The 25,813-nt window shown below is 72.2% G+C and carries 22 protein-coding genes, 7 tRNA genes and 3 pseudogenes; 20 read left to right on the top strand and 12 right to left on the bottom strand.

Annotated elements, in window-relative coordinates; translation table 11 throughout:
- The first annotated feature begins 140 nt into the window (after positions 1 to 140).
- Both cobA and IO33_RS0108060 read left to right on the top strand, forming a co-directional pair.
- On the top strand, positions 141 to 1,373 hold the full coding sequence (cobA, locus tag IO33_RS0108065; RefSeq protein ID WP_031161882.1) for a uroporphyrinogen-III C-methyltransferase: 1,233 nt from the start codon (positions 141 to 143) through the stop codon (positions 1,371 to 1,373).
- Between the two features lie 73 nt (positions 1,374 to 1,446).
- Complete coding sequence (locus IO33_RS0108060; protein ID WP_031161880.1) at positions 1,447 to 2,265, top strand: TrmH family RNA methyltransferase; 819 nt, start codon at positions 1,447 to 1,449, stop codon at positions 2,263 to 2,265.
- A 70-nt stretch (positions 2,266 to 2,335) separates the two neighbouring features.
- Here IO33_RS0108060 and IO33_RS0108055 read toward each other — a convergent pair whose 3' ends face one another.
- Positions 2,336 to 3,751 (bottom strand): serine/threonine-protein kinase, encoded by a 1,416-nt coding sequence (locus tag IO33_RS0108055; RefSeq protein ID WP_031161878.1) that lies wholly within the window; start codon positions 3,749 to 3,751, stop codon positions 2,336 to 2,338.
- Positions 3,752 to 4,355: 604 nt separating this feature from the next.
- Between IO33_RS0108055 and IO33_RS51100 the strand changes: the two genes are divergently transcribed.
- The 3 genes and pseudogenes from IO33_RS51100 to IO33_RS0108040 all read left to right on the top strand — a co-directional run bounded on the left by IO33_RS51100 (position 4,356) and on the right by IO33_RS0108040 (position 6,581).
- On the top strand, positions 4,356 to 4,532 hold the full coding sequence (locus tag IO33_RS51100) for a hypothetical protein (RefSeq protein WP_031161876.1): 177 nt from the start codon (positions 4,356 to 4,358) through the stop codon (positions 4,530 to 4,532).
- A gap of 758 nt (positions 4,533 to 5,290) precedes the next feature.
- Positions 5,291 to 6,195: pseudogene (locus IO33_RS0108045) on the top strand (phosphotransferase).
- An 80-nt stretch (positions 6,196 to 6,275) separates the two neighbouring features.
- A complete protein-coding gene (locus tag IO33_RS0108040; RefSeq protein WP_031161872.1) occupies positions 6,276 to 6,581 on the top strand; it encodes a TFIIB-type zinc ribbon-containing protein in 306 nt (101 codons plus the stop codon).
- 53 nt (positions 6,582 to 6,634) lie between these two features.
- Here IO33_RS0108040 and IO33_RS0108035 read toward each other — a convergent pair.
- From IO33_RS0108035 to IO33_RS0108015, 5 genes are all read right to left on the bottom strand, one after another.
- Positions 6,635 to 6,706 (bottom strand) — tRNA-Val (locus IO33_RS0108035).
- A gap of 29 nt (positions 6,707 to 6,735) precedes the next feature.
- A tRNA-Val gene (locus IO33_RS0108030) sits at positions 6,736 to 6,807 on the bottom strand.
- A 48-nt stretch (positions 6,808 to 6,855) separates the two neighbouring features.
- Positions 6,856 to 6,927 (bottom strand) — tRNA-Val (locus IO33_RS0108025).
- Between the two features lies 1 nt (position 6,928).
- Positions 6,929 to 7,002: transfer RNA gene (locus tag IO33_RS0108020), tRNA-Cys, on the bottom strand.
- 38 nt (positions 7,003 to 7,040) lie between these two features.
- Positions 7,041 to 7,113, bottom strand: a tRNA-Gly gene (locus tag IO33_RS0108015).
- Between the two features lie 178 nt (positions 7,114 to 7,291).
- On the opposite strand from IO33_RS0108015, the gene IO33_RS0108010 reads away from it, so the two are divergent.
- The 3 genes from IO33_RS0108010 (at position 7,292) to IO33_RS0108000 (ending at position 10,062) form a co-directional block, all read left to right on the top strand.
- Positions 7,292 to 8,356, top strand: a complete 1,065-nt coding sequence (locus IO33_RS0108010) for a chorismate-binding protein (protein ID WP_031161870.1) — start codon at positions 7,292 to 7,294, stop codon at positions 8,354 to 8,356.
- Complete coding sequence (locus IO33_RS0108005) at positions 8,353 to 9,174, top strand: aminotransferase class IV (RefSeq protein ID WP_031161867.1); 822 nt, start codon at positions 8,353 to 8,355, stop codon at positions 9,172 to 9,174. Before IO33_RS0108010 ends, IO33_RS0108005 begins: the two co-directional genes overlap by 4 nt.
- Positions 9,175 to 9,237: 63 nt before the next feature.
- A complete protein-coding gene (locus tag IO33_RS0108000) occupies positions 9,238 to 10,062 on the top strand; it encodes a GNAT family N-acetyltransferase (RefSeq protein ID WP_031161865.1) in 825 nt (274 codons plus the stop codon).
- A gap of 17 nt (positions 10,063 to 10,079) precedes the next feature.
- On the opposite strand, the gene IO33_RS0107995 is transcribed toward IO33_RS0108000, so the two are convergent.
- Positions 10,080 to 10,604: a DsbA family protein gene (locus IO33_RS0107995; RefSeq protein WP_031161863.1), complete on the bottom strand. Its 525-nt coding sequence runs from the start codon at positions 10,602 to 10,604 to the stop codon at positions 10,080 to 10,082.
- A 284-nt stretch (positions 10,605 to 10,888) separates the two neighbouring features.
- Between IO33_RS0107995 and IO33_RS0107990 the strand changes: the two genes are divergently transcribed.
- Complete coding sequence (locus IO33_RS0107990; RefSeq protein WP_031161861.1) at positions 10,889 to 11,332, top strand: hypothetical protein; 444 nt, start codon at positions 10,889 to 10,891, stop codon at positions 11,330 to 11,332.
- 198 nt (positions 11,333 to 11,530) lie between these two features.
- Positions 11,531 to 11,680, top strand: coding sequence for a hypothetical protein (locus IO33_RS51095; RefSeq protein ID WP_023552049.1), 150 nt, complete (start codon positions 11,531 to 11,533; stop codon positions 11,678 to 11,680).
- Between the two features lie 99 nt (positions 11,681 to 11,779).
- On the opposite strand, the gene IO33_RS0107980 is transcribed toward IO33_RS51095, so the two are convergent.
- Together IO33_RS0107980 and IO33_RS0107975 are read right to left on the bottom strand one after the other, a co-directional pair.
- Complete coding sequence (locus IO33_RS0107980; protein WP_031161858.1) at positions 11,780 to 12,340, bottom strand: CGNR zinc finger domain-containing protein; 561 nt, start codon at positions 12,338 to 12,340, stop codon at positions 11,780 to 11,782.
- 275 nt (positions 12,341 to 12,615) lie between these two features.
- A complete protein-coding gene (locus IO33_RS0107975; protein WP_004002642.1) occupies positions 12,616 to 13,029 on the bottom strand; it encodes an SsgA family sporulation/cell division regulator in 414 nt (137 codons plus the stop codon).
- A 191-nt stretch (positions 13,030 to 13,220) separates the two neighbouring features.
- Between IO33_RS0107975 and IO33_RS0107970 the strand changes: the two genes are divergently transcribed.
- The 6 genes and pseudogenes from IO33_RS0107970 (at position 13,221) to IO33_RS0107950 (ending at position 16,083) form a co-directional block, all read left to right on the top strand.
- The gene (locus IO33_RS0107970) at positions 13,221 to 13,697 is read left to right on the top strand and encodes a TIGR02611 family protein (RefSeq protein WP_031161856.1); all 477 of its coding nucleotides are present in this window, start codon (positions 13,221 to 13,223) and stop codon (positions 13,695 to 13,697) included.
- A 69-nt stretch (positions 13,698 to 13,766) separates the two neighbouring features.
- Positions 13,767 to 13,838: transfer RNA gene (locus tag IO33_RS0107965), tRNA-Val, on the top strand.
- 1,028 nt (positions 13,839 to 14,866) lie between these two features.
- Positions 14,867 to 15,175 (top strand): annotated as a pseudogene (locus tag IO33_RS52290) (ABC transporter substrate-binding protein); the annotation flags it as partial.
- Positions 15,176 to 15,256: 81 nt separating this feature from the next.
- Positions 15,257 to 15,382, top strand: a pseudogene (locus tag IO33_RS54450) (exo-rhamnogalacturonan lyase family protein); the annotation flags it as partial.
- 143 nt (positions 15,383 to 15,525) lie between these two features.
- Complete coding sequence (locus IO33_RS0107955; protein WP_031161855.1) at positions 15,526 to 15,972, top strand: SRPBCC family protein; 447 nt, start codon at positions 15,526 to 15,528, stop codon at positions 15,970 to 15,972.
- 39 nt (positions 15,973 to 16,011) lie between these two features.
- Positions 16,012 to 16,083: transfer RNA gene (locus IO33_RS0107950), tRNA-Val, on the top strand.
- Positions 16,084 to 16,136: 53 nt separating this feature from the next.
- Here IO33_RS0107950 and IO33_RS0107945 read toward each other — a convergent pair.
- A complete protein-coding gene (locus IO33_RS0107945; protein WP_031161853.1) occupies positions 16,137 to 16,862 on the bottom strand; it encodes a 3'-5' exonuclease in 726 nt (241 codons plus the stop codon).
- Between the two features lie 168 nt (positions 16,863 to 17,030).
- Between IO33_RS0107945 and IO33_RS0107940 the strand changes: the two genes are divergently transcribed.
- From IO33_RS0107940 to IO33_RS0107925, 4 genes are all read left to right on the top strand, one after another.
- Entirely contained in the window at positions 17,031 to 17,597 is a 567-nt protein-coding gene (locus tag IO33_RS0107940; RefSeq protein ID WP_031161851.1) for a DUF4365 domain-containing protein, read from the top strand.
- Positions 17,594 to 18,826, top strand: coding sequence for a hypothetical protein (locus IO33_RS0107935; protein ID WP_031161849.1), 1,233 nt, complete (start codon positions 17,594 to 17,596; stop codon positions 18,824 to 18,826). The genes IO33_RS0107940 and IO33_RS0107935 overlap by 4 nt, the downstream gene beginning before the upstream one ends.
- Positions 18,827 to 18,947: 121 nt before the next feature.
- Positions 18,948 to 20,924 carry a threonine--tRNA ligase gene (gene thrS, locus IO33_RS0107930; protein WP_031161847.1) on the top strand — a complete coding sequence of 659 codons (1,977 nt, stop codon included), beginning with the start codon at positions 18,948 to 18,950 and terminating at the stop codon, positions 20,922 to 20,924.
- A 70-nt stretch (positions 20,925 to 20,994) separates the two neighbouring features.
- Positions 20,995 to 21,552, top strand: coding sequence for an HIT family protein (locus tag IO33_RS0107925; RefSeq protein WP_031161844.1), 558 nt, complete (start codon positions 20,995 to 20,997; stop codon positions 21,550 to 21,552).
- 30 nt (positions 21,553 to 21,582) lie between these two features.
- On the opposite strand, the gene IO33_RS0107920 is transcribed toward IO33_RS0107925, so the two are convergent.
- Positions 21,583 to 23,229, bottom strand: coding sequence for a DUF412 family protein (locus tag IO33_RS0107920; RefSeq protein WP_031161842.1), 1,647 nt, complete (start codon positions 23,227 to 23,229; stop codon positions 21,583 to 21,585).
- Positions 23,230 to 23,406: 177 nt separating this feature from the next.
- Positions 23,407 to 25,608, bottom strand: a complete 2,202-nt coding sequence (locus IO33_RS0107915) for an elongation factor G-like protein EF-G2 (protein WP_031161839.1) — start codon at positions 25,606 to 25,608, stop codon at positions 23,407 to 23,409.
- Positions 25,609 to 25,813: the final 205 nt, after the last annotated feature.

Genomic DNA, 25,813 nt, shown 5'->3' with positions numbered 1-25,813 from the left:
ACGGGTGGGCGCAACCACCCACGGGGCCGTACCCGGCGACGATGCCCAGCCACCGGACACCTGATCCGCCACCACCCAGCCCCGCATAAAATCCGCACGTCAGGGCTATCGCACCGCCGCCCCCAGAGGAGCCGTCCCTCATGGCCGAACCCCCCGCCTACCCCGTAGGCCTCCGCCTCCTTGGCCGCCGCGTGGTCGTCCTCGGCGGTGGCCAGGTCGCCCAGCGCCGCCTCCCCGCACTCATCGCGGCAGGCGCGGACATCGTCCTCGTGTCCCCCGAGGCCACCCCCTCCGTCGAGGCCATGGCGGACGCGGGTGAAATCATCTGGGAGAGGCGGCCGTACGCGGAAGGCGACCTCGCCGAGGCCTGGTACGCCCTGATCGCCACCAGCGACCCCGAGGCCAACGCACAGGCCTCCGCCGAAGCCGAGCGCCACCGTGTCTGGTGCGTCCGCTCCGACGACGCCGACCAGGCGACCGCCTGGACCCCGGCCACCGGCCACAGCGAGGGCGTCACCGTCGCCGTGCTCACCACGGACGCGCGCGGCCGCGACCCCCGCCACACCGCCGCCATCCGCGACGCGGTCGTCGAGGGCCTGCGCGACGGCACGCTGGTGGCACCCCATCACCGCACCCGCACCCCCGGCGTCGCCCTGGTCGGCGGCGGCCCCGGCGACCCGGACCTGATCACCGTCCGCGGGCGTCGGCTGCTCGCCGAGGCGGACGTCGTCATCGCCGACCGGCTCGGCCCGCGTGACCTGCTCGCCGAACTGCCGCCGCACGTCGAGGTGATCGACGCGGCGAAGATCCCCTACGGCCGTTACATGGCCCAGGAGGCCATCAACAACGCGCTCATCGAGCACGCCAAGCAGGGCAAGTCGGTGGTCCGGCTCAAGGGCGGCGACCCGTACGTCTTCGGCCGCGGCATGGAGGAGCTGCAGGCGCTCGCCGAGGCGGGCATCCCCTGCACGGTGGTGCCGGGCATCTCCAGCTCGATCTCGGTCCCGGGCGCGGCCGGCATCCCGGTCACCCACCGCGGGGTCGCCCACGAGTTCACCGTCGTCAGCGGCCATGTGGCCCCGGAGGACGAGCGCTCCCTGGTCGACTGGCCCTCGCTGGCCAAGCTCACCGGCACCCTCGTGATCCTGATGGGCGTCGACAAGATCGGGAAGATCGCCGAGACGCTCGTCGCGCACGGCAAGTCGCCCGAGACCCCCGTCGCACTGGTCCAGGAGGGGACGACGGCCGCGCAGCGCCGGGTGGACGCCACTCTCGCGACCGTCGCGGAGACCGTACGGGCCGCGGAGGTGAAGCCGCCGGCGGTCATCGTCATCGGCGAGGTCGTGAAGGTCGGCCCCGAGCCTGCCGCTTGATCACGCGTAACCCGGGGTAACGCACCCGTACCCAGCCGTTGGCACCACACCCAGGACAAGGCAGTATCACCCTGTGGCCGATCTCATCACCATCGAGGATCCCGACGACCCCCGCCTGCGTGACTACACGGGCCTGACCGACGTCGAGCTGCGCCGCAAACGCGAACCCGCCGAGGGCCTGTTCATCGCCGAGGGCGAGAAGGTCATCCGCAGGGCCAAGGAAGCGGGCTACGAGATGCGCTCCATGCTGCTCTCGGCCAAGTGGATCGACGTCATGCGCGACGTCATCGACGAACTCCCGGCCCCGGTCTACGCGGTGAGTCCCGAACTCGCCGAGCAGGTCACCGGCTACCACGTACACCGCGGCGCACTCGCCTCCATGCAGCGCAAGCCGCTGCCGACGGCCGCCGAGCTGCTCCGCTCGGCCCGCCGGGTCGTGGTCATGGAGTCGGTCAACGACCACACCAACATCGGCGCGATCTTCCGCTCGGCCGCCGCGCTCGGCATGGACGCGGTCCTGCTCTCGCCCGACTGCGCCGACCCGCTGTACCGCCGTAGCGTCAAGGTGTCCATGGGCGCGGTGTTCTCGGTGCCGTACGCCCGTCTGGAGAGCTGGCCCAAGGGCCTGGACTCGGTCCGTGAAGCCGGCTTCACGCTGCTCGCGCTCACCCCGGACGACAAGGCCCGCTCCCTCGACGAGGCCGCCCCGCACCAGATGGACCGGGTGGCGCTGATGCTCGGCGCCGAGGGGGACGGACTGTCCACCCAGGCCCTGGTCGCCGCCGACGAATGGGTCCGCATCCCGATGTCCCACGGCGTGGACTCGCTCAACGTGGGCGCGGCCGCGGCGGTCGCCTTCTACGCGGTGGCCACCGGACGCCCCCGCCCCTGACCGCCGGCCCGGCCCCGCTCTTCACTGCCACCGGCCGCCTTCCGAGGCGGGAGCCCTGCCGAAGGCCTCGTCAGTGGCCGACGTCGCGGCTCAGCGTCGACTCCTGCTGGTCGGACACCGGCCGGCCGGTGTCCGCCGGCCGGTACGTCGGCTGCGCGTTGTGCGGCCGCTGGTCGCCGATGTCGCCGAGCCCGCGTGCCGGACCCTGGCAGCCCTGCGCCACCGCGATGCCCAGCGCCACGAGCAGCGTCACCACCACGAACACGAACAGTCGCTGGCGCAGCAGCCGGGGATTGGCCGGTCGCCGTCCGCCGCCCGGCGTACGCCGCGCCGGCCGCCCGGAACCGTTGCGCGCGGCCGGACGGTTCCCGCTGCCCGAGCGCCGGCCGCCGCCCCGCGGGGGCGGGGTCGGGCGCGCGGAGCCCGACCGGACCGGGACACCCGTACCGGTGCCGCGCGCGCCGCTGCCGCTCCGGGGGGCCGCCCCGCCGCGCGTCGGCACACCGCTCCGGGAGGGGGCGCCGCCGCGCGGCACGGGCGTGCCGGGGGACGTGCGCCGCTGGGTGCGCTGCTGCTCGGAGTAGGTGTCGACGAGCCGCCCGGTGGGCCGGTCCGCCTCCGCGGCGCGCGGCGCGGGCGGCCGTGCCTCGGCCATGCCCTGTGCCTCACGCGCGGCGATCTCCTTGAGCCGCAGCGACAGCTGCAGCGTGCTGGGCCGCTCGTCGGGGTCCTTCGCCAGACAGGCCCGGACCAGCGGGGCGAGCGCGTCCGGTACGCCGTGCAGATGCGGCTCCTCGTGCACCACCCGGTACAGCATCACCTCGGAACTGCCCTGCCCGAAGGGTGAGTCGCCGGTGGAGGCGTAGGCGAGGGTCGCGCCCAGCGAGAAGACGTCCGTCGCGGGGGTGACGGCGGCGCCGCGCACCTGTTCGGGCGCGAGGAAGCCGGGGGAGCCGACCGCCGTGCCGACGTGCGTGAGCGTGGAGGCGCCGGTGGCCCAGGCGATGCCGAAGTCGATGATCCGCGGCCCCTTGGGGGACAGCAGGATGTTGGAGGGCTTGAGGTCCCGGTGGACGACACCGGCCTCGTGCACGGCGACCAGCCCCTCCGACAGCGCCGCGCCGATCGACGCCGCGTCTGCCGCGACGAGCGGGCCCTCGTCGGCGACCTTGTCGTGCAGGGAGGGGCCAGGGACGTACTGCGTGGCGAACCAGGGCCGCTCCGCCTCCAGGTCCGCGGCGACCAGCCGGGCCGTGCAGCCGCCCCTGATCCGCCGGGCCGCCGAGACCTCACGGGCGAACCGCGACCGGAACTCCTGGTCCTCCGCGAGATCGGGCCGGATCACCTTCAGCGCGACCCGCTGCCCCTTCTTGTCGGAGCCGAGATAGACCACGCCCATCCCGCCCGCGCCGAGCCGTCGGTGAAGCCTGAACGAGCCGACGACGCGCGGGTCCTCGCGCCTCAGGCGCATCATCGCCATGTTCATCCCCGCTGCCCGGTCCCTGTGACGTGGCACAGCTTACGTTTCCCCGGCCGCCTGCGCGCAGAGGCCGCGCCCTCCGGGACCGACGGATTGTGGGGGCCCTTGGCACCAGGTGATACGCGGTCAGGAAGTCGTCACACGCGGGGGCCTTGACTTGTCCGTGCCCTCAACCGATCACCGGTGCAGGGGTGTTGGGGATACGCGGCGGCAGGTGGCGCCGGTCCGTGCCCCCACCCGGCGGACACCCCGGACCCGCGCGAGGCCAGGCCGCGGGGCGCGGCGCCACACGGACACACCGCATCCCCCTTCCCCGGTCGAAGTGATCGAAGTCACTCGTTCCGGCCCTGATGGACGCTTCGGAAATGACCGGACACAGCGGGCGACCCCTCCGGGAAGACCCCGAGACGCGGACCCGCGTCTCCACCCAGGGGAGTACTTCCCAGGTCATGGCTCATCCTCCGGGAGGCCCGGCAATCGGTACGAGGGCATGACGCCCGGCGCACGCTCCGCGCCTAGATTTGAGGTCAAGCGGCGGGTGCAGCACTCGTCCCCCGAGGTCAGACGCCCGCCGCTGCCGACCACAACCGACACGGTCAGGAGAGGGACCATGGCCCACACGGCACCGCGACGCCCGGCGTTCGCACCGCGCCGCACGGGTCGCCGCCACCCGCTGGTGGCGACGCTCATGGCCCTTCCTCTGGCGGCCCTGCTCCTGCTCGTCTTCGACGGCTGGGAGACGGTGGCCACACAGGCGTCGTCCGTGGGTGTGATGCTGAGGCGCTGAGCGGCGCCCCAGGCCCGGAAGAGCGGTCCGGGCGGGGACATCCATCCATGAAACCCCGTGGGGACGGGGGTGCGGCGGACGGCACAAATGCCGGCGCAGCTGGGGAGCTGCGCCGGCATTGCGCCGTTCACGGCGTGCCGTGTGCTCCGCGCCGATCACCGGTCAGTGCGCCGTCGTCGCCCGTCTGCGGCTCCACCGTGGCCCGGTCGCGCACGTCCCCGCGTCCCCCGCCGCCGGCAATGACCGAGGTGCGCAGAGCACTCCCACCGCACCCCCGCCGCCGCGGACAGCCGCGCCGTGCCGTTCAGGCGACTTGCATCCGACAGGGGCCCTCTCCCCGCCGCTGCTGCGGGCAGGTCGTGCCGTTCAGGCGACTCCCTCCCGGCAGGGACCCTCTCCCCGCCGCTTCGGGCAGTCGTGCGTCCCGCTGCCGCTGCGGGCAGTCGTGCCGCTGGGGCGGCACGGGTGGGCGCAGCGGCACCCCGCCGGCGCGGGCAAGCGAAGCCACCCCGTCCGGCATGAGCGCCGATCGCCAGGGCAACCCTGCCCGGCACGAGCGCCAGCACCAGCACCACCACGAGCGCCAGCACCAGCACCAGCACGAGCGCCAGCACCAGCACCGCGCACCCGGCAAGAGGCACCCCCGCCCCGCGCCCCGGCGTACGCTCACCCGCACACCCCGACCACCGAGGCCCTCCTTGACCCTCCTCCCCGCTCTCACCGCACAGGCCAGAGCCGCCGCCCACCCGGCCCCCGCTATGGTGCCGGCGCCGGTGGTTATCCCGCCGACCCGCTGGCCGGTATGCCGCCGCTCGCCGACAGCGGCAGGGGGAAGGCCGCCGGGCACGCCGACACCGTCGCGAAGCCCCACGCCCCCGTTACCGACGCCGCCGAGCTGGCCCTGCGCCTGGCCGTGGCCGCCCGCCTCCCGGACGTCCTCCTGCCCCCGCTCGCCCCGGCCCCCGCCCCCCTGCAGGACCGCCTGGTGACCTTCTGGCCGTACGGCGCCCCCGTGGACCCCGATGACCCGGACGCGGCCCCCTGGGAGGCCACCGCCACCCTCCTCGCCCGCCTGCACCTGACGACCCCGCCCGACGGCCTGCCCCCGATGCGCGGCCCCGCCAAGGCGGCCCGCGCCGTCGCCCGGCTCCGGGCGGCCCTGCGCGCCGAGACCCACCCCGCGGCCGATCCCGTCCTCGCGGCCTGGGCGGCCCTTCCCGCGTGGGCCCGCGCCGAGGCCCCCATGCCCGGCACCCCCGCCCTCTGCCACGGCGACCTGCACCTCGGCCAGCTGGTCCGGCACCCGGCACCGGACGGCCCCTGGCGGCTGATCGACGTCGACGACCTGGGAACCGGCGCCCCTGCCTGGGACCTCGCCCGCCCGGCCGCCTGGTATGCCTGCGGGCTGCTCCCGCCCGACGCGTGGACCCGCTTCCTCGGTGCGTACCAGCGCTCCGGCGGTCCCGCCGTACCCGCGTCCGGCGACCCCTGGCCCGCCCTGGACGTACCGGCCCGCGCGCTGACCGTGCAGACGGCCGCCCTCGCCCTGGTCAAGGCGCACGCGGCCGGCCGGCCGCTGGACGACGTGGAACGGGCAATCGTCGAGGCATGTGCCCGAATGGCCCCGATTCCACCCCAGTTGGCGTCCGCGGAGAGGGATTAGGCTGCAACCGACCTGGGCCGGACGGAGTCTGTCCTGGGGAAACACGAAGCAGAACCGACCGGCGAGGAGTTGAGCCGAGCATGCACTGTCCGAAGTGCCACGCCCCGATGAACACGTACAACCGCAGCGGCGTCCAGATCGAGCAGTGCAGCGGCTGCCGGGGCGTCTTCCTGGACTACGGCGAGCTGGAGGCGCTGACCCAGCTGGAGGCCCAGTGGTCCAAGCCCGTCCCGCCGGCCCCGCCGGTCGCCCCGCAGGCCTACCCCGCCCCGCCCGCGCCCGCCTGGGGTGCCCCGCACGGCGGTCACCACGGCGGCCACGGGCATCACGGTCACCATGGCCACCACGGTCACAAGAGCTGGGCCCACATGCTCTTCTCCAGCTGAGCCCACGAAGAAGCCCCCGGCCGCACGAGGCGGCCGGGGGCTTCTTCGGTGTGTGGACGATACTGGGATTGAACCAGTGACCTCTTCCGTGTCAGGGAAGCGCTCTCCCGCTGAGCTAATCGTCCGCAGGCTGTGACCCAGGGGCCACAGGCAGTGCGCGATACTGGGATTGAACCAGTGACCTCTTCCGTGTCAGGGAAGCGCTCTCCCGCTGAGCTAATCGCGCGGGATGAGGATCTTCGAGAAGACCCGTGGATCTTGCGAGAAGATCCAGTGGACGATACTGGGATTGAACCAGTGACCTCTTCCGTGTCAGGGAAGCGCTCTCCCGCTGAGCTAATCGTCCTTGGAGGTGGAGACGGGATTTGAACCCGTGTAGACGGCTTTGCAGGCCGTTGCCTCGCCTCTCGGCCACTCCACCAGGAGTGTAGGGGATCGGGATGACCCCTTCTTCCTTCGAGCGGACGACGAGGCTCGAACTCGCGACCTCAACCTTGGCAAGGTTGCGCTCTACCAACTGAGCTACGTCCGCTTGTCGTTTCGGTCGGCTTCCGCGTCCCGGCGACGTGTTGAACTCTAGCGGATTCCCGGGCCAGTACAAAAACGCGTTTGCGCAGCGTGCTGCGGTGCCTCCGACGGACGACGTGGTCAGGGTCCCCTCTGGGCCATCCCGGGGCCACCTCTCGGACACCCGTCCTAGACTCGACCCCGTGCTCCACCACCCTTCCCGGCTGCCTGCCCTGGCCCGCTTCGGCGACCGCGTCGCCACGGGCCTCCTCGACGTCACCAGTGATCCCGCCGCCCTGGACTCCGCGGGCTTCTGGGCCGTCTGCGCGGACTTCGAGGGCAGGCTGACCTGCGCCCGCTTCGCGGACGTACGCGAGGAACCGGTGCCCGCCCCGGTGCCGGGCGACTGGCGGGGGCCGGCGGTGGGGGACTGGGCCTCCTCCCTGGACCGGGCCGCGTACACGGCGGCCGTCCGCCGGATACGCGCGCACATCGCGGCCGGCGAGGTCTACCAGGCCAACCTCTGCCGGGTGCTCAGCGCGCCGGTCGCCCCGGACGCCGACGTGGACGCCCTGACCGCCCTGCTGGCCCGCGGCAACCCCGCCCCGTACGCCGGGACGATCCGGCTGCCGGAGCACGGGGTGGAGATCGCCACCGCCTCGCCCGAGCTGTTCCTGCGCCGGGACGGCCGTGTCGTGGAGTCGGGCCCCATCAAGGGCACCGGACGCACGGAGGCGGACCTCCTGGAGAAGGACTACGCCGAGAACGTGATGATCGTGGACCTGGTCCGCAACGACCTCGGGCGTGTCTGTACGACCGGGAGCGTGACCGTCCCGGACCTGTGCGCCGTGGAGAAGCACCCGGGCCTGGTCCACCTGGTGTCCACCGTCCGCGGCGAGCTGCTGGACACGGCCGGCTGGCCGGACCTCCTCGCTGCCGCCTTCCCGCCCGGCTCGGTGACCGGCGCGCCGAAAACGAGCGCCCTGCGGATCATCGAGGCCCTGGAGAACGCCCCGCGCGGGCCGTACTGCGGCGGCATCGGCTGGGTCGACGCCGACCGGGGCGTGGGCGAGCTGGCCGTGGGCATCCGCACCTTCTGGATCGACCGGCCCGACGGAGCCGCCGCGGTGCTGCGCTTCGGTACCGGCGCCGGGATCACCTGGGGATCCGAGCCGGAGGGGGAGTGGCGGGAGACCGAACTGAAGGCGTCCCGACTGCTCGCGGTAGCGTCGGGAGCGTACGACGCGAGTGGAGGGGTGTACTCATGAGGATCTGGCTGGACGGCGCACTGCGGGACCTCGAGTCGGCCCGCGTCTCCGCCTTCGACCACGGGCTGACCGTCGGCGACGGCGTCTTCGAGACCGTGAAGGCGACCCACGGCCGGCCCTTCGCGCTCACCCGGCACCTGGACCGTCTCACCCGCTCGGCCCGGGGTCTCGGCCTGCCCGAGCCCGACCACGACGAGGTCCGGGAGGCCTGCGCGGCCGTCCTGGAGGCGAACCCGATGCCGCTCGGCCGGCTGCGGATCACCTACACCGGCGGCCATGGCCCGCTCGGCTCCGACCGCGGCGACCACGGTCCGACCCTGATGGTCGCCCTCGGCGAGACCGCCCGCCGCCCGGACACCACCGCCGTGGTCACCGTCCCGTGGACCCGCAACGAGCGCGGTGCGCTGACCGGCCTGAAGACCACGTCGTACGCCGAGAACGTCGTGGCCCTCGCCCGCGCCCACGAACGCGGTGCCTCGGAAGCGCTGTTCGCCAACACCGTCGGACAGCTCTGCGAGGGCACCGGGTCGAACGTCTTCGTCGTCCTGGACGGCGAGATCCACACCCCGCCGGTCGCCTCCGGCTGCCTCGCCGGCATCACCCGCGCGCTGGCCGTCGAGTGGACGGGCGCCAAGGAGACCGACCTCCCGCTGGACGTGCTGGAGCGCGCGGACGAGGTCTTCCTCACCTCGACCCTGCGGGACGTCCAGGCCGTGCACCGGGTCGACGACCGTGAGCTGCCCGGTACCCCGGGCCCGGTGACCGCCAAGGCGATGCAGATCTTCGACGAGCGGGCCGGGCAGGACCTGGACCCCTGAGCCGGGACCGACGTCCGGGAAAACCGGCTGACTGGGCCGTCGGCTGCGGGTAGAACACCTGTGATGACCACGACCCTGCGGCCGGTCGAGCCGCTCCAGCGCCACGCCGACGGCACCCGTTCGCGCCGCTACCAGGTGTGCGTGAACAGCCGTCCCGTCGGGGAGATCCACCTCGGCACCTCGCCGTCCCTGGGCGACTCGGTGGCCCGTGTGATCGAGCTGTGGATCGCCGAGCCCGACCGGCACCGCGGCCGGGGCACGGTCGCCGCGCTCGCCGCCGAGGAGGTGGCGCGCGGCTGGGGCTGCACCCAGATCGAGACACGCGTCCCCGCGCCGGCGGACATCGCCCTGCGCCTCTTCGGTGCCCTGGGCTACACCCCGCGCAACCGTGGCATGGAGAAACGCCTCGGCACCGCTCCGCCCGAGCTGCCGCCGGGCAGCACCGCGCGGCCCATGACGCGGGCCGACTTCGACGCCTGGCGGGAGCACGAGAGCGAGCGGTACGCGCGCACGTGGACGGAGCGCGGCCTCCCCGAGGCCGCGGCCCGCGCCAAGGCCCGCCACGACCACGAACGACTGCTGCCGCACGGGCTCGCGACCGACGGCATGCTCTTCAGCGTCCTGGAGCACCGAGGGGACCCGGTGGGCACGCTGTGGCTGGCCCTGGAGGACGGCAAGGCGTTCGTGTTCGACGTCGAGACCGCCGCGGCCCACCGCGGCAGGGGGCACGGCCGCACGCTCATGCTGCTCGCCGAGCGCCAGGCGATCGAGGCCGGCCGGCCGGTCCTCGGCCTCAACGTCTTCGCCGGCAACACCCCGGCCGAGCGGCTGTACGAGTCGCTCGGCTACGAGACCACGGCACACTCCCTCGCCAAGCCCCTGCTCTAGGGGCCAGGACCAGGCGCTCAGGCGTCCTGCTCGCCCAGCAGCCGGTCGGCGATCTCCTCGATGCGCTCGCGCAGCCCTTCCTGGCTCTTGCCGCCGTCGAGGCGTTCGCCGCCGATGACGTACGTCGGCGTGCCGGTCACGCCGATCGCCTTGCCCTCGGCCTGGTCGGCGTCCACGATCAGGATGTGCCGGCCGTCGATCAGCGCGGTGTCGAACTCCTCGGCGTCCAGAGCGAGTTCACGGGCCAGCTCGACCAGGAAGGGTTCTCCCCGACGGTCCAGCTCCTCGACCCGCTCCAGTACGGCCTCCACGTACGGCCAGCCCTTGTCCTGCGCCAGCGCCTCCTCGGCGGCCTGTGCGGCGGCGAAGGCGTGCTTGTGCTTCTCCAGCGGGAAGTGCCGCAGCCGCAGCTCCAGCCGGTCGCCGTAGCGGGCACGCAGGGCGCGGACGTCGTCCAGGGCGGTACGGCAGTCCGGGCACTGCAGTTCGCACCAGACGTCGAGGACCAGGGCGTCGGTGCGTGCGGGGGAGGAGTCGCTCATGCCGACCAGTCTTCCAGGCCGGACGCGGGTGACCCAATCGGGACGGTACGGCCGCCGGGCACGGGGTGCACGGGAGGTACGGCACCCCACCGGCACCCCAGGGCGTGGGGGTACGGCACCTCGCCGGCACTCCAGGAGGAGGCGACCCGGAGATCTCCCTGATCTCGCGCGGGAGCGTGGCATCGCGAGGACGAGGCGGTGCAGGATGGGGGAGGAGGCGCTGCGCCGTGCCGCGTCCGCGCACCGCACGCTTTCCACCCCGACCGAGCCGCCAGGAGGACCGGATGATTGCCGAGACCGTCTGCTCCGCCGTGTCCGCGGCGGGCCTGGGCATCGCGGTGGTCACGGCCTACCGCAAGCGCTTCCTCGCGGCGACCCGCATCGCGGCCTACTCCCTGGTGCCGGTCGGTCTGGTGATGACGGGGGTCGTCGGCTGGCTGGCCGACACCGCCTTCAGCCCCACGGCGTGGGCCGGCTTCGGCGTCCTGGGTGCGGCCTGGCTCCTGTTCGCGGGCACCCGGGCGGTCGAACGCCGGCGCGGCGGCACCCGCGCCGAGCGCAGAGCGGCCCGTGCCAACCAGGCCGAGGCCGTGGCCCCCGCGGCCTCCGCGCCCTCGCTGTGCGCGGGCACCCGGCCTGCGGCCGGGTCCGCCACCGCGCCGCGCGCCACCGGCTCCGGCGACGACTTCGGCGACATCGAGGCCATCCTCAAGAAGCACGGCATATGACCGCAGTACGCCGCCGCGGGGTGCCACGGCCCCGCGGGCGCCGTCGGGCTGAAACGACACAGACCGTCGCGTGCATGTCCGGAACCGTTCACAAGTCGAACCAAGTCGGACGAGATGGCGCGGAATGCGGCAACTCCCGCATATCGTTGGTGGGTTGATCGCGCAGGCCGTGCCTCCTGCGCCATTATCGGCCACGAGATGCTGGACACAGAGAGCGAGGCCGCGCCGCCGAAGGACGAGCCGCGCGGGTGCCTCTTCGCCCTATCCCAGCCACCGCTGATGATCTTCCTTGCGGTGATCGGGTGTCTGCTCCTCATGGCTGCGCTGCACGACCTGCTGTTGCTGTGAGCCGTACACGTCCGTCCCGGCGCCACCCGCCGGGACCGACGTCGCCCCCGCGACGGACGCCCGCAGCGGGCCCTGCGGGCGGTGGGCGTCTGCGGTGCCTCAGCCGGTCGCTTCCTTGCGCCGGGCCCGGTAGGCGGCCACATGCAGCCGGTTCCCGCAGGTGCGGCTGTCGCAGTAGCGGCGTGAGCGGTTGCGGGAGAGGTCGACGAAGGCGCGCCGGCAGTCCGGTGCCTCGCAGCGCCGCAGCCGCTCCTGCTCGCCGGCCACCACGAAGAAGGCGAGTGCCATCCCGCAGTCGGCGGCGAGATGGTCGGCCACGGAGGCGCCGGGGGCGAAGTAGTGCACATGCCAGTCGTAGCCGTCGTGGTCGGTCAGGCGCGGGGTGGTGCCCGCGGCGGCGACCAGCTCGTTGATCAGCCCTGCGGCCGCGCGCGGGTCAGAGGCGGCGAAGATCGCCGCGAAGCGCCCCCGCACCCTGCGCACCGCTGAGAGGTCGAACTCCGACAGCACACCGACATCGCTGATCTCGTGGTTTCGTACGAAATCCGCGAGAGCCGGGACATCGGGCAGTCCGTCCGCCGCCGCGTCGTCCTCCGGCGCGGTGTTCACCAGATCGACCACGGTGTCGAGGGCGCACCGGGTGTCGTGGGTGATCAGCACGTTTCGCTCCCTGGCCTGGGGGTCGGGCGGACGCCCGCCGATGCTGGCCGATGGTAGCGACAACCCCGTTCGCCGCACCGTCCACCGCCCGACTCGCTTGCCGGTAGAACGCCGCCGTGCCCACCACGGTTCCCGCGGCGCGGCAGGCGTGCACGGGCCGACTCCGTCCCGTTACTCGCTCACGGTGACGGCGCCGGCCTGTGCCGTATGCGGTTGTCTTGGCCCGAGCCGTCTCCCCGAGTGGACGGCGCCGGGCTGCTTTCGTGGGGCGCGACCTAGCTCTCCGCCAGGATGTGCGAGAGCTCCTGATCCAGATCGAAGTGCCGGTGTTCCGTGCCGGGCGGCACGGCGGCGTCGGTTCGCTTCAGGAAGGACTCCAGGGCCCGCGCCGGGGCCTCTAGCAAGGCTTCCCCCTCCGGGGAGCTGAGGGCGATACACACGACGCCCTGACCATGGCTGCGCGACGGCCAGACACGGACGTCGCCGGTGCCGGTGGGCCGGTGGAGCCCCTCGGCGAGGAGGTCGCGGGCGAACACCCACTCGACGGTCTCCTCGGCTCCGGTGTGGAAGGTGGCGTGCACGGCGTAGGGGTCGGCCGTGTCGTACCGCAGGCCTGCGGGGACAGGCAGGGAGGACTCGCTCGACACAACGAGGCGCAGGTGCAGCTCGCAGCTGACCGTGGTGTTCATAAGCGCCAGGGCCTTTCGCTCAGTGTGCGCTCGGGGATTCGCACGTCGGCGAAATCGACATGCCACCTACGATGCCGTTGTAAACCCCTCTGAGGGTTTTGCGTGTCTTTACGTAACTCTTCCGGCCGAGAACTCGTACGAGACCTACGTCCATTCCGGTGACTGGATTCACTCCGGTAGGGTTTGTCTGTATGAATACGGGGAGTGACGAGCCGGGCGGGGCCGCCGTGGCAGCGGACAGCGCGAACGCGGACCGGCCGGGGGCCGGGCAGGAGGCCGGGCGCGAGGACGGCAGCGGGCTCGGCTCCCGGGCGCCGGAATTCATCAAGGCCCGCCGGCTGCTGCACCTGAGCTGGCAGGTCGGCGTCTTCGTGGTCGGCCTCGCGGTCGTGGTCGCGGGCATCATCATGCTGCCGCTGCCGGGACCCGGCTGGGTGGTGATCTTCGGCGGCATGGCGATCTGGGCGACCGAGTTCGTCTGGGCGCAGCTCGTGCTCCGCTGGACCAAACGCAAGGTCACCGAGGCCGCCCAGCGAGCCCTCGACCCCAGGGTGCGCCGCCGCAACATCACGTTGACGGCGATCGGGCTGGTGATCGTGGGCACGCTGGCGGGGGTCTACCTGTGGAAGTTCGGCCTGGCCGTGCCCTGGAAGATCAAGGACCAGTGACTCCGGCTCCGCCGCCCCGGGCCTGGTCGGAGGCACCCCCTGACATGGGGTAATGTTCTTCCTGCGCCCGGGCGATTAGCTCAGTGGGAGAGCGCTTCGTTCACACCGAAGAGGTCACTGGTTCGAACCCAGTATCGCCCACCCGGACCGACGGTCCACCTGCACGACAGCAGGTGGGCCGTCGGCGTTTTCGCGCACGCGGGGCAGACAGGGCAGGGGCGCCCGCGCGGGCGCAGGGCCGCGGTGTGGGGGATGGTGGAGACGTGCGCCCAGGTGGCGCGCGGGCGGAGGCCGGCGCGGGCGGAGTGGCGCCTGGGCGGAGGCGGCGATGCGGGCCGCGGGGGATGGTGGCGGTGCGGTCCACGGGCTGTGGCGGCTGGGCGGAGGACCCAGCGCGGGCGGAACCTCGTGCCGCCCGGCGTCCGAACCTGCGGGTCATCCCGGTAGGGAACGCCCTCCTGGCACTCCGTCCCACGGCACCCGGTACCGGCACACGGCCTCCTGACGCGGCGCGGGCGGGACGCGGGCGAATCCGCCCGGCACCGCGCGGTGGACCCTCCCGGCAGCCGGACGTGGCTCGGCCGGAGGGCGCTGCTCGGGCCGGGGTGACGCGGCTTGCTTGAGTGGTGCTGACGCGGCCGACGGGCCAAGGTGCCGGCAAGCCTGCTCAGGTCGCGGGTGCCGGCGCGATCGATGGCTCACGGCGTCTGGATGCGGCTAGTCCGGCTGGCGCCGACAGGGCTGCTTGCTCGTGGCACCGGGGCGGACCCGCTCGCCCCACCGGTGCCGACGCGATCGATGGCTCACGGCGTCGGGGCGTCGGGGCGTCGGGGCGTCGGTCGTCGGAGGATGTGGGCAGGCGCGACGGCTCGCGGGGCCGAGGCAAGGTTGCCCGGCCCTGCGGCGTCGGCAGGACCGACCGCTCGCGACGCCGGCCGTGCCGTTCACCCTCGACACCCAGCGTTGGAGCTGGCGCGCCTCCAGGGGCCCGTGCACAGAGGCCGATCGGAGGGAGAGAGCGGCGATCACCGAAAGGGCGACGGGCGCACCCCGACCGTTACGCGATCCATCTCTCCGCCTCGCATGCGGCGGGCACGCCCACGCGTCCACTCCGGCCGAGCCGCCGACGCTCGTACCGGCCACCGACGCGTCACTGCCCGTACCGGCCGAAGAAGTATCCGAAGATCAAGGTCAAGGCCGGCTTCCAGACGTACCAGTCCTTCTGGGAGAAGTTCCAGACCCAGGCCGCCGGTGGTAATCCGCCGGACGTTTTCCAAAACGCCGTCACCTTTCTCCGGAAGTACGACAAGCGAGGAATTCTGCTCGACCTCAAGTCCCAAGGGCAGGCAGGCAATCTGACCCTGGATCACTTCCGGGACGGTGTGGCGAAGGTCGGCGAGGCCGACGGAATGCAGCTCGGAATTCCCGTCGGTTCCCACACCATGGCGCTCGTCATCGACAAAAGAGTGGTGGACCGACGGCTACCACCGCGTCAAGGCAGGCATCGTCACCGACCCGACGGTCGTCCGATCCGACCTGGTCGACATGCCCAGGTTCAAGAGAGGCTGACCGGAGCGGCCACCCTGGTCGAAGGCGGCGAGGTGAGCTGGGTGTCCAGCAACGACACCGCGCTCTACGGCCTCGCGGCCATCGAGTACCTGGCGCTGCTCGGCGACCGGATGCCCTGGCCGGGGCCCGGGGCGGGTGAAGGGGAGCGCCGTCGCACGGGCGGCGGCGCTCGCCCCCGAGTCTGGTCCACACCACGGCGCGGCACATGAGTACGCGTACTCAGATTTATGCACGGCACGGGCACGGGCACACTCCCCCCATGGACTGGACCCACTACCGCTTCCGCAGCCTGTGGCCGCTGCCCGCCCCGCCGGCCGCCGTGTACGCGGTGCTGGAGCGGCCCGAGGACTATCCGCTCTGGTGGCCGCAGGTCCGCGCGGTGACCCGGCTGGACGCCGACACGGGCGTGATCACCATCCGCTCCCTGCTGCCCTACGACATGACCTTCACCGCACGGCAGACCCGCCGCGCCCCCGACGCAGGTGTGCTGGAGGTCACCGTGTCCGGAGACATCGAGGGCTGGGCCCGCTGGACCGTCACGGCGGCCGGGCCGGGGACGCTGGCCCGGTACGACCAGGTCGTGGAGGTGACCAAGCCCCTGCTCAGGCGGCTGGCCGTGCCTGGACGCCCGCTCTTCCGCCTCAACCACCGCCTGATGATGCGGGCCGGGCGGCGCGGACTGCTGCGCCATCTGCGAGCGGTTTGAACGAAGGGCGCCGGGACCTGTATTGTTCAGTGCGTTCCCGGGCGATTAGCTCAGTGGGAGAGCGCTTCGTTCACACCGAAGAGGTCACTGGTTCGAACCCAGTATCGCCCACCGGGAAAGGCCGGTCCGCAGCAGCGGACCGGCCTTCTGCGTGCCGAGCGGTCTCATGCCGCCGCCGGCAGCTCCGGCCGCAGCGGCCAGTCCGTGCTGACGATCTCGTCCGAGCCGCTGCGCGCGAACCACGCCTGAAGGCCACGCGCCTGTGCTGCGTGCCAGTTGGCCTGGAGCGTGTGCAGTTCGGCGGGGGAGAGACGCTCCAGCCGGGTCGCGAAACGGCGGCCCAGGGCCCGTACGACGTCCAGGGCGGCCAGCGCGTCCGCCGCCGCGTCGTGCGCGTCCTGCAGCGGCACGCCGTAGTGCGCGCACAGGTCGGTCAGCGTGCGACGGCCCTTGCGGTAGCGGTCCAGGTGCTTGTCCAGCACCCGCGGGTCCAGCACCCGCAGCGGGGACGCCTCGAACCAGCGGTCCAGCGAGGACGCGCGGTGCCGGCGCAACTCCCGGTCCAGCAACGTCAGATCGAACGGCGCGTTCATCACCACCAGCGGGCGGCCCATCGCCGCGTGCTCCGCCAGCTGCTCGGCTATCTCGTACATCACCGGCGCCGGCCAGCGGCCGTTGTGCTGCAGGTGCTCCTCCGTCAGCCCGTGCACCGCCGTCGCCCCCTCGGGCACCGGCACTCCCGGATTCACCAGCCAGCGGGAAATCCGGGGCCGGGTCCCCGGCGCGTCCTGGACGACGACGGCGGCCGACACGATCCGGTCGGTCTCGACGTCCACGCCCGTCGTCTCCGTGTCGAAGGCGGCCAGCGGCCCCTCGTACCAGTACGTCATCCCAACCCAACTCCTCGTTCACCCAGGGCAGGTGACGTTCCGTCTTCTGCCCGTTTGGTGATACCCGGGCCGTTTGCGCCGTACGCCGCGAGGAGACAACAGGAGTACGGGTCTTTGCTGTTCAGCGGCCCACAGCGGGGAAACACTTGGCTTGGAAGGCTGTTGGTCATGGCCATAGCGCAGCCTGAGCGGGGCGGGCTGCTGCCCGATCGCACGGGCCCCCTTCGCGGCACGCTCGCCACCACCGCCTGCATGGAGACACTGCAGGTCGGCTATCTGCACGCGGTCGCCGCCGCGGCCGGCTGCTCGCTGTCCCAGCCCTTCCCGGACAACGGCATCGACTGGCACGTCAGCCACAGCGCGCCCGGACACACCGTCGACGACGAGGTCACCATCAAGGTCCAGCTGAAGGCCACGTACCAGGTCGCACCGAACCCCCCGGGGCGCTACTTCTCCTTCACCCTCGACAACGACCACCTGCGCAAGCTCGCCCGCACACCCGTCTCGGTGCACAAGATCCTGGTCGTCATGCTCGTCCCGCGCTCGCAGGACGACTGGCTGCGCGCCAGCCACGACCGGCTCGACCTGAGGCACTGCTGCTACTGGGTCAACCTCGCCGGTCACGCCATCACCGGCCGGCACCGGACCACCGTGCGGATCCCGACCTCGCGCATCTTCGACGACCGCGCGCTCTGCGAGATCATGACGCGCGTCGGGACGGGAGGCAGGCCATGAGGAGCCGTCCGTACGAGGAGCTGCCGCGCCAGGTCCGGCCGCATCCCGACGACCTCGCCTGGCACCGGCCCCCCGACCCCGCCCAGGTCGACCCCGCCGTGCTCGGTGCCCTGCTGCACCGGCACGGCTGGCAGCGGCGCGGAGGAGCGGCGGGCCGGTACGGCCGCTGGACCCCGCCCGGCCCGGGCGGCGGCGGGACCAGCCTGCTGGTGCCGGAGAGCCGGGCCTTCCCCGACAGCGACGACCTGCTCGGCGAGGCCCTCGACGCCCTCGCCCGCAGCGACACCCCCGCCGCCCGCGAGGTGCTGATCTCGCTCGCCGTGCCCAGCGACGAGATCCGCTGGTGGCGGGACAGGCCGAGCGGGCCCGCCGGTGCCGCCCCCTGGACGGCGGACGAGCAACTGCGCGCCGCCGCCCGGCAGATGCTGCTCGCCGCCGCGCTCGCCACACGCGCGCGTGCCGGCTACTACGGCGCCCGCCACCGCCGCGCCGCCACCGCACTCCTGGAGGACGTCCTCGTCGGCCCCGCCGCCGAGGGCCGCCACCTCACCGCGTTCGTGCCCGTGCCCACCGGCCGTCCCCTCGCCGTCCGCCTCCACCACGCCCTGTACGCGGTCCGCGAGGCCATCGACTACCAGCGGGCCACCGGAGGCATGGACGCCTTCGACGGCGCGGTCGAGGCCGGGGCCAGCCGTGAGCTGGCCGAGGCGCTGGCCACACTCGTCCGGGGTACCGAGGGTGCCCGCATCGCCGTCGCCTGGGCCCCCGGCGCCGGCGTCCCCGAGGGCTGCGCGGCCCTGGCCGAACCCGTCGAGTTCTCGACCGGTGACCTGCCCGCCCTGCGCGAGGCCGCCGCCCGCTATGTGCGCGAGGAACCGTCCGTCCCGGTCCGTGTCACCGGTGCCGTCGTCCGCATGCGCCGCTCCGGGCCCGGCGGCGAGGGCACCGTACGGCTGCGCGTCCTCGCGGGCGCCGAGGTGCCGCACGTCCGCGTCACCCTGGACGAGGAGGACTACCGCATCGCCGGCCACGCCCACCTCGTCGGACTCCCGGTGCGCGTGCACGGCCGGCTGGAGCGCCGCGGCGGCTTCCGCCGGCTCACCGGCGCCTCCGGGGTCGTCCCCGTGCAGGTGGACGAGGCCGAGCGGGACCGGCTGATGAAAGCCCTCCAGGAGAACCTCGACTTCTTCGAGGAGGCGTGCGGGGAGTCCTACGGGGAGGGGGACTGAAGGAGTAAGGGAAGGGGGACCGAGGGTGACCGTTTCGCGGTCGGTGCCGTCGGGTCGGTACGATCGCCTGTGCGCGCGCTCCTGGTATGGCGCCGCACCCCCCTTCAGTCAGGAGAGACCGGTGTCAGACGTCCGTGTGATCATCCAACGCGATTCCGAGCGGGAAGAACGCGTGGTGACGACGGGCACTACGGCCGCCGACCTCTTCGCGGGCGAGCGCTCGATCATCGCCGCGCGGGTGGCCGGCGAGCTGAAGGACCTCGCGTACGAACTTGCCGACGGTGACGAGGTCGAGGGCGTCGAGATCTCGTCCGAGGATGGCCTGAACATCCTGCGTCACTCCACCGCGCACGTCATGGCGCAGGCCGTGCAGGAGCTGTTCCCCGAGGCCAAGCTCGGCATCGGCCCGCCCGTCAAGGACGGCTTCTACTACGACTTCGACGTCGAGAAGCCGTTCACGCCCGAGGATCTCAAGGCCGTCGAGAAGAAGATGCAGGAGATCCAGAAGCGCGGTCAGCGCTTCTCCCGGCGCGTCGTCACCGACGAGGCGGCACGTGAGGAGCTGGCTTCCGAGCCGTACAAGCTGGAGCTGATCGGCCTCAAGGGCTCGGCGTCGCACGACGACGGCGCGGACGTCGAGGTCGGCGCCGGCGAGCTGACGATCTACGACAACCTGGACGCCAAGACCGGCGAGCTGTGCTGGAAGGACCTCTGCCGCGGTCCCCACCTGCCCTCGACCCGGCTCATCCCGGCGTTCAAGCTGATGCGCAACGCGGCCGCCTACTGGCGCGGCAGCGAGAAGAACCCGATGCTGCAGCGCATCTACGGCACCGCCTGGCCGTCCAAGGACGAGCTGAAGGGGTACCTGGACTTCCTCGCCGAGGCCGAGAAGCGCGACCACCGCAAGCTCGGCACCGAGCTGGACCTCTTCTCCATCCCGGAGCAGATCGGCTCCGGCCTCGCCGTCTTCCACCCCAAGGGCGGCATCGTCCGCCGCGTGATGGAGGACTACTCGCGCCGCCGGCACGAGGAAGAGGGCTACGAGTTCGTCTACACCCCGCACGCCACGAAGGGGAAGCTCTTCGAGACGTCCGGGCACCTGGACTGGTACGCCGAGGGCATGTACCCGCCCATGCAGCTCGACGAGGGCGTGGACTACTACCTCAAGCCCATGAACTGCCCGATGCACAACCTGATCTTCGACGCGCGTGGCCGTTCCTACCGCGAACTGCCCCTGCGTCTCTTCGAGTTCGGGACCGTGTACCGGTACGAGAAGTCGGGTGTCGTGCACGGCCTGACCCGCGCCCGGGGCTTCACGCAGGACGACGCGCACATCTACTGCACCCGTGAGCAGATGTCCGAGGAACTGGACAAGACGCTCACCTTCGTCCTCGGCCTGCTGCGCGACTACGGCCTGACCGACTTCTACCTGGAGCTGTCCACCAAGGACCCGGAGAAGTTCGTCGGCTCCGACGAGGTCTGGGAGGAGGCGACCGAGACGCTGCGCCAGGTCGCCGAGAAGCAGGGCCTGCCCCTCGTGCCCGACCCGGGCGGCGCCGCCTTCTACGGACCGAAGATCTCCGTCCAGGCCAAGGACGCGATCGGCCGGACCTGGCAGATGTCGACCATCCAGCTCGACTTCAACCTGCCCGAGCGGTTCAACCTGGAGTACACCGGCCCCGACGGCTCCAAGCAGCGCCCGGTGATGATCCACCGCGCCCTCTTCGGCTCCATCGAGCGTTTCTTCGCCGTCCTGCTGGAGCACTACGCGGGCGCGTTCCCGGCCTGGCTGGCCCCCGTCCAGGCGCTCGGCATCCCGATCGGCGACGGGCACGTGGAGTACCTGGAGAAGTTCGCGGCGGCGGCCCGGAAGAAGGGCCTGCGCGTCGAGGTCGACTCCTCCTCCGACCGTATGCAGAAGAAGATCCGCAACGCCCAGAAGCAGAAGGTGCCCTTCATGGTCATCGCGGGCGACGAGGACATGTCGAACGGCTCGGTCTCCTTCCGCTACCGCGACGGCTCCCAGGAGAACGGCATCCCGTTCGACGAGGCCATCGCGAAGATCGCGAAGGTCGTGGAGGACCGGGTCCAGGTCTGACCCACCCGCTCCACAAGGCCCCCGGGATCGTCTTTCCGGGGGCCTTTCCCGTCGTCATCGGCGACGCCATATGCTGCACAGCATGACGAGTGAGCCGGAGCAGCAGATCGGAGTGGGGACGCAGGACGCGTTCCAGCGCCTGTGGACGCCCCACCGGATGGCGTACATCCAGGGCGAGAACAAGCCGAGCGGTCCGGGGGCCGACGACGGCTGTCCCTTCTGCTCGATCCCGGCCAAGTCCGACGAGGACGGACTGATCGTCCGGCGCGGCGAGCACGTGTACGCCGTCCTCAACCTCTACCCGTACAACGGCGGTCATCTGATGACCGTGCCCTACCGGCACGTCGCCGACTACACCGAGCTGACCGGGCCGGAGACCGCCGAGCTGGCCGAGCTGACCAAGCAGGCGATGACCGCCCTGCGCAACGCGTCCGGCGCGCACGGCTTCAACATCGGCATGAACCAGGGCACGGTCGCCGGTGCCGGCATCGCCGCCCACCTCCACCAGCACATCGTCCCGCGCTGGGGCGGCGACACGAACTTCATGCCGGTCGTCGGCCACACCAAGGTGCTGCCCCAGCTGCTGGCCGACACCCGCAAGATGCTGGCGGAGGCGTGGCCGGCGTAGGCGACAGGTGCCCTCTGCCGAGGGCACCGCTCACGCGTCGTACAGGTCGGCCTTCCTCGGCGTCGGGTCCTGCACCAACCCGCTGAGGATGCCCGAACGCATACCGAACTTCTCCGTGTCCACGCCGTTCTCCCTCAGCACCCTGATCGCCGCCGAGTGCACCACCCGCAGCACCGGGGTGGCCGCGCGCAGCGCGTCGTCGGCCATGAAGCGGTGCCGCCACGGCTGGTCGGCCCAGGCGTGGCGCAGACCGAACGGCTCGGGCAGACCCAGCGAGCCGCCGAGCCAGTTGAGCAGCGGCGGATACCAGGTCAGCGGGGCGCGCGCGGCGAGCCGCACCACCTCGTCCGTGGTCACCAGCGGCAGCATGACCTTGCGGGTCTCCCAGGGCTTGAGGGACTTGGCGACCTCCTTGCTCGGCGGCTCCGGCTTGGCGGTGAACAGCGGGTTCACCGGTCCCAGCGCATGCCCGGTGACCTCGATGCGCAGTGTCTCGTGCAGCACCGTCACCGTGATCAGCATGGTGAGGACCAGCTGACCGTCCCACAGCGTCCACTGCACGCCCAGATAGTGCCGGTCGCCGCTGCCGAACTGCTGCTTGTTGCAGATCTCCTGTATGGCGTGCGGCTTGACCTGGAAGGCCTCGACGTCGGTGCCCTCGGGCCGGGCCACCTCCCCGGCCTTCTCGCCGATCGGCGTGACGATCCAGTGCCGTATCGACGGCTTGGGGAAGCCGCCGGTGTTCAGCGGGCCGCGCTCCAGCAGGGCGAGCTGGTCGTGGATCGCGCGTATCACGTCCCAGCTGCGGAACGGGTGGATCTCCCGGGTCGGGTCGGCGGGCACCAGGTCCTCGGCGAGCTGCCAGGAACCCCAGCGGGTGCCCATGCCGAGTATGCCCTTGGGGCCGGCGTAGAAGACCGAGTTCGACTGCTGTTCGGCGGTGAGCCGGGCCAGCGACTGGCGCAGTTCCTCGGCCGCCGTCTGGTTGGGGCCGCGCGGCACGGCTTCGGGGACCTTGGCGCCGACGCTGGTGCCCGAGAGCAGGCCGCCCCAGCGGGCCCGCAGATCCCTGGCCGTGCGCTCGCAGATCTGCTTGGCCCAGAGCCAGCCGAGCACGGGCAGCACGACGCACGCCCGGGCGTACCACGCCCAGAAACCGCTGAACGGCATCTTGAGCAGGAACAGCGCGGCGAGCACGCCGACACCGAGGAGCAGCACGGTGGCGAGCGTCCCGGCCCGCCTGTCGTCACGCTTGGCGACGAACGTGCGCAGCTGGAAGACGATCAGCCAGGTGATCAGCCCGGGCAGGAAGAGCACTCCGCACAGGACCGTCACCGCGGTCAGCCGGTTGTCGCGCTCCCGGCGGATGTTGTTCGCCGCGAGGCAGTGCTCGACCACGAACTGCGGCTCGGAGCCGAAGGACTGGATGAGCGGTTTGCGGCCGGGAGCGAGCATGCGGGCGACCACGGCCCGCGAGAAAGCCTCTCCCAGATTGGGCCTCAGCAGCGCGATCTTGCCGGCCGTGACGGCCGACTGATGCCATTCGTTGTCGGCCTTCTTGATCTCCTCGATCGGGCTGTCCCGGTACGCCGCGGAAGCCAGCGCGGAGGTCGCCGCCTGCCCCTCGTCGCCCGAGACGGGCACCTGGGGCCCGTCCCACTCCGTTCCCAACGACATTCCCGCCCCCATCGCCGCCGGCCTTGCTTCTGCGGCCTTCCCGACTTCCCCGGTCCGCACACCTGTTGAACAGGCCCTCGTGGTGATCAGCGTATCCGCCGCCACCGACAGCCCGCGGGCGGACGGCCGAAGCCGCCCGCCCGTGCGCCGGGTTGTGCGCCCGATGCCCCCCGTCAGCTAGGCGTTGTCACCCGCCTGTTCGCGGACCCGCTCGGCGATCTGCGGCGGCATCGGCTCGTGCCGGGCGTAGGAGCGGTCGAAGCGGGCCGTGCCGTGCGACAGCGAACGCAGGTCGACGGCGTACCGGCCGATCTCGAACTCGGGCACCTCGGCCCGGATCACGGTCCGCCCCGAGCCCACCTGTTCGGTGCCGAGCACCCGGCCGCGCCGGCTGGACAGGTCGCTCATCACGGCGCCCACGTAGTCGTCGCCGACGAGCACGGACACCTCGGCGACCGGCTCCAGCAGATGGATCCTCGCGTCCGCCGCGGCCTCGCGCAGCGCCAGCGCGCCCGCCGTCTGGAAGGCGGCGTCGGAGGAGTCCACCGAGTGCGCCTTGCCGTCGACCAGCGTGACCCGTACGTCCACGAGCGGATAGCCGGCGGCGACCCCCTTGGCGGCCTGGGCCCGCACGCCCTTCTCCACGGACGGGATGAACTGGCGCGGTACGGCGCCGCCGACCACCTTGTCCACGAACTCGATGCCCGAGCCGGCCGGCAGCGGCTCCACCTCGATCTCGCAGATGGCGTACTGCCCGTGCCCGCCGGACTGCTTCACATGCCGGCCGCGCCCGGCGGCCCTGTTCGCGAACGTCTCCCGCAGCGAGACCCTGTGCGGGACGACGTCGACCTGGACGCCGTAGCGGCTGCGCAGCCGTTCCAGGGCGACGTCCGCGTGCGCCTCGCCCAGACACCACAGGACCACCTGGTGGGTGTCCTGGTTCTGCTCCAGCCGCATCGTCGGGTCCTCGGCCACCAGCCGGGACAGGCCCTGCGAGAGCTTGTCCTCGTCGGCCTTGCTGTGCGCCTGGATGGCGAGCGGGAGCAGCGGGTCGGGCATCCGCCAGGGCTCGATCAGCAGGGGGTCGTCCTTGGCGGAGAGCGTGTCCCCGGTCTCGGCCCGCCCGAGCTTGGCCACGCACACCAGGTCGCCGGCGACGGCGTGCGTCACCGGGCGCTGCTGTTTGCCGAACGGCATGGACAGGGCGCCGACCTTCTCGTCGACGTCGTGGTCCTCGTGCCCGCGGTCGGCCAGGCCGTGGCCCGAGACGTGCACCGTCTGGTCGGGGCGCAGGGTGCCGGAGAACACGCGGACCAGGGAGACGCGGCCCACGTAGGGGTCGGACGCGGTCTTGACGACCTCGGCGACCAGCGGGCCGTCGGTGTCGCACGGCTTCAGCTCGCGCGGCTTGCCGTCGACGGTCGTGACTTCGGGCAGCGGGTGCTCGAACGGGGTCGGGAACCCGCGGGTGACCAGCTCCAGCAGTTCCACCGTGCCGAGCCCCTGTTTGGCGCCCTCGGCGGCCGGGGCGGCGGCCAGCACGGGGAAGAACGCGCCCCGGGCGACGGCCCGCTCCAGGTCCTGGATCAGTGTCCTGACGTCGACCTGCTCACCGCCGAGATAGCGGTCCATGAGGGTCTCGTCCTCGCTCTCGGCGATGATCCCCTCGATGAGCCGGTTGCGGGCCTCCTCGATGTCCGGCAGCTGGTCCTCGCCGGGCTCGGACTCCTTGCGCTCCCCGGTCGAGTAGTCGAACAGCTTCTGCGACAGCAGCCCGGTCAGCCCGGTCACGGGCGCGTGTCCGTCGGGACCCTCGGGTCCGCGCAGCGGCAGGTACAGCGGGAGTACGGCGTCGGGGTCGTCGCCGCCGAAGGCCTGCGCGCAGATCCGCGTCATCTCCTCGAAGTCCGCGCGCGCGGCCTCCAGGTGGGTGATCACGATCGCGCGCGGCATGCCGACGGCCGCGCACTCCTCCCAGACGATCCGGGTCGAGCCGTCCACGCCGTCCGAGGCCGAGATGACGAACAGGGCCGCGTCCGCGGCGCGCAGACCGGCCCTGAGCTCCCCGACGAAGTCCGCGTATCCGGGGGTGTCGAGGAGGTTGATCTTGATGCCGTCCCATTCGACCGGCACCAGGGAGAGCTGTACGGAGCGCTGCTGCCGGTGCTCGATGTCGTCGTAGTCCGAGACGGTGGCGCCGTCCTCGACGCGGCCCGCCCGGTTCAGCGCTCCCGCAGTCAGCGCGAGGGCCTCCACCAGAGTCGTCTTGCCCGAACCGGAGTGGCCGACCAGTACCACGTTCCGTACGGACGCGGGCTGGTCGGCCTCCAGAGCCCTGCCGGCGGCCCCGGGGTGGTGAGTCTGTGCTTTGTCGCCCATGATCCTGCCTCCCGTGCACGGTGAGGTCACTGTGGGCGCGGACACGCGGGACCCGCGTGCTCTGGCGGCTCCGGCGTCGCCCGCGGTTATTCGAGCTTTCCACTCCCGTCACGCTGCGTCCATACGAACGACAGCGGCGGTCGCCGATCGCGTCACGCGCGCCCGCGCGCGGCGGCGAGCACCGGTTCGCTCCACGGGGTGCGGG

Source organism: Streptomyces durhamensis (assembly GCF_000725475.1).
GTDB classification, from domain to species: domain Bacteria; phylum Actinomycetota; class Actinomycetes; order Streptomycetales; family Streptomycetaceae; genus Streptomyces; species Streptomyces filipinensis.
Note: the sequence above shows the minus strand (reverse complement) of the source record. Positions and strands in the feature narration are given on the sequence as shown.

Excerpts from the sequence above, each read along its gene's own strand:
- cobA (WP_031161882.1), top strand. The coding sequence starts at position 141 with ATGGCCGAACCCCCCGCCTACCCCGTAGGCCTCCGCCTCCTTGGCCGC.
- IO33_RS0108055 (WP_031161878.1), bottom strand. The coding sequence starts at position 3,751 with ATGAACATGGCGATGATGCGCCTGAGGCGCGAGGACCCGCGCGTCGTC.
- IO33_RS51100 (WP_031161876.1), top strand. The coding sequence starts at position 4,356 with ATGGCCCACACGGCACCGCGACGCCCGGCGTTCGCACCGCGCCGCACG.
- IO33_RS0108040 (WP_031161872.1), top strand. The coding sequence starts at position 6,276 with ATGCACTGTCCGAAGTGCCACGCCCCGATGAACACGTACAACCGCAGC.
- IO33_RS0108005 (WP_031161867.1), top strand. The coding sequence starts at position 8,353 with ATGAGGATCTGGCTGGACGGCGCACTGCGGGACCTCGAGTCGGCCCGC.
- IO33_RS0108000 (WP_031161865.1), top strand. The coding sequence starts at position 9,238 with ATGACCACGACCCTGCGGCCGGTCGAGCCGCTCCAGCGCCACGCCGAC.
- IO33_RS0107995 (WP_031161863.1), bottom strand. The coding sequence starts at position 10,604 with ATGAGCGACTCCTCCCCCGCACGCACCGACGCCCTGGTCCTCGACGTC.
- IO33_RS0107990 (WP_031161861.1), top strand. The coding sequence starts at position 10,889 with ATGATTGCCGAGACCGTCTGCTCCGCCGTGTCCGCGGCGGGCCTGGGC.
- IO33_RS51095 (WP_023552049.1), top strand. The coding sequence starts at position 11,531 with ATGCTGGACACAGAGAGCGAGGCCGCGCCGCCGAAGGACGAGCCGCGC.
- IO33_RS0107975 (WP_004002642.1), bottom strand. The coding sequence starts at position 13,029 with ATGAACACCACGGTCAGCTGCGAGCTGCACCTGCGCCTCGTTGTGTCG.
- IO33_RS0107970 (WP_031161856.1), top strand. The coding sequence starts at position 13,221 with ATGAATACGGGGAGTGACGAGCCGGGCGGGGCCGCCGTGGCAGCGGAC.
- IO33_RS0107955 (WP_031161855.1), top strand. The coding sequence starts at position 15,526 with ATGGACTGGACCCACTACCGCTTCCGCAGCCTGTGGCCGCTGCCCGCC.
- IO33_RS0107945 (WP_031161853.1), bottom strand. The coding sequence starts at position 16,862 with ATGACGTACTGGTACGAGGGGCCGCTGGCCGCCTTCGACACGGAGACG.
- IO33_RS0107940 (WP_031161851.1), top strand. The coding sequence starts at position 17,031 with ATGGCCATAGCGCAGCCTGAGCGGGGCGGGCTGCTGCCCGATCGCACG.
- IO33_RS0107935 (WP_031161849.1), top strand. The coding sequence starts at position 17,594 with ATGAGGAGCCGTCCGTACGAGGAGCTGCCGCGCCAGGTCCGGCCGCAT.
- IO33_RS0107925 (WP_031161844.1), top strand. The coding sequence starts at position 20,995 with ATGCTGCACAGCATGACGAGTGAGCCGGAGCAGCAGATCGGAGTGGGG.
- IO33_RS0107920 (WP_031161842.1), bottom strand. The coding sequence starts at position 23,229 with ATGTCGTTGGGAACGGAGTGGGACGGGCCCCAGGTGCCCGTCTCGGGC.
- IO33_RS0107915 (WP_031161839.1), bottom strand. The coding sequence starts at position 25,608 with ATGGGCGACAAAGCACAGACTCACCACCCCGGGGCCGCCGGCAGGGCT.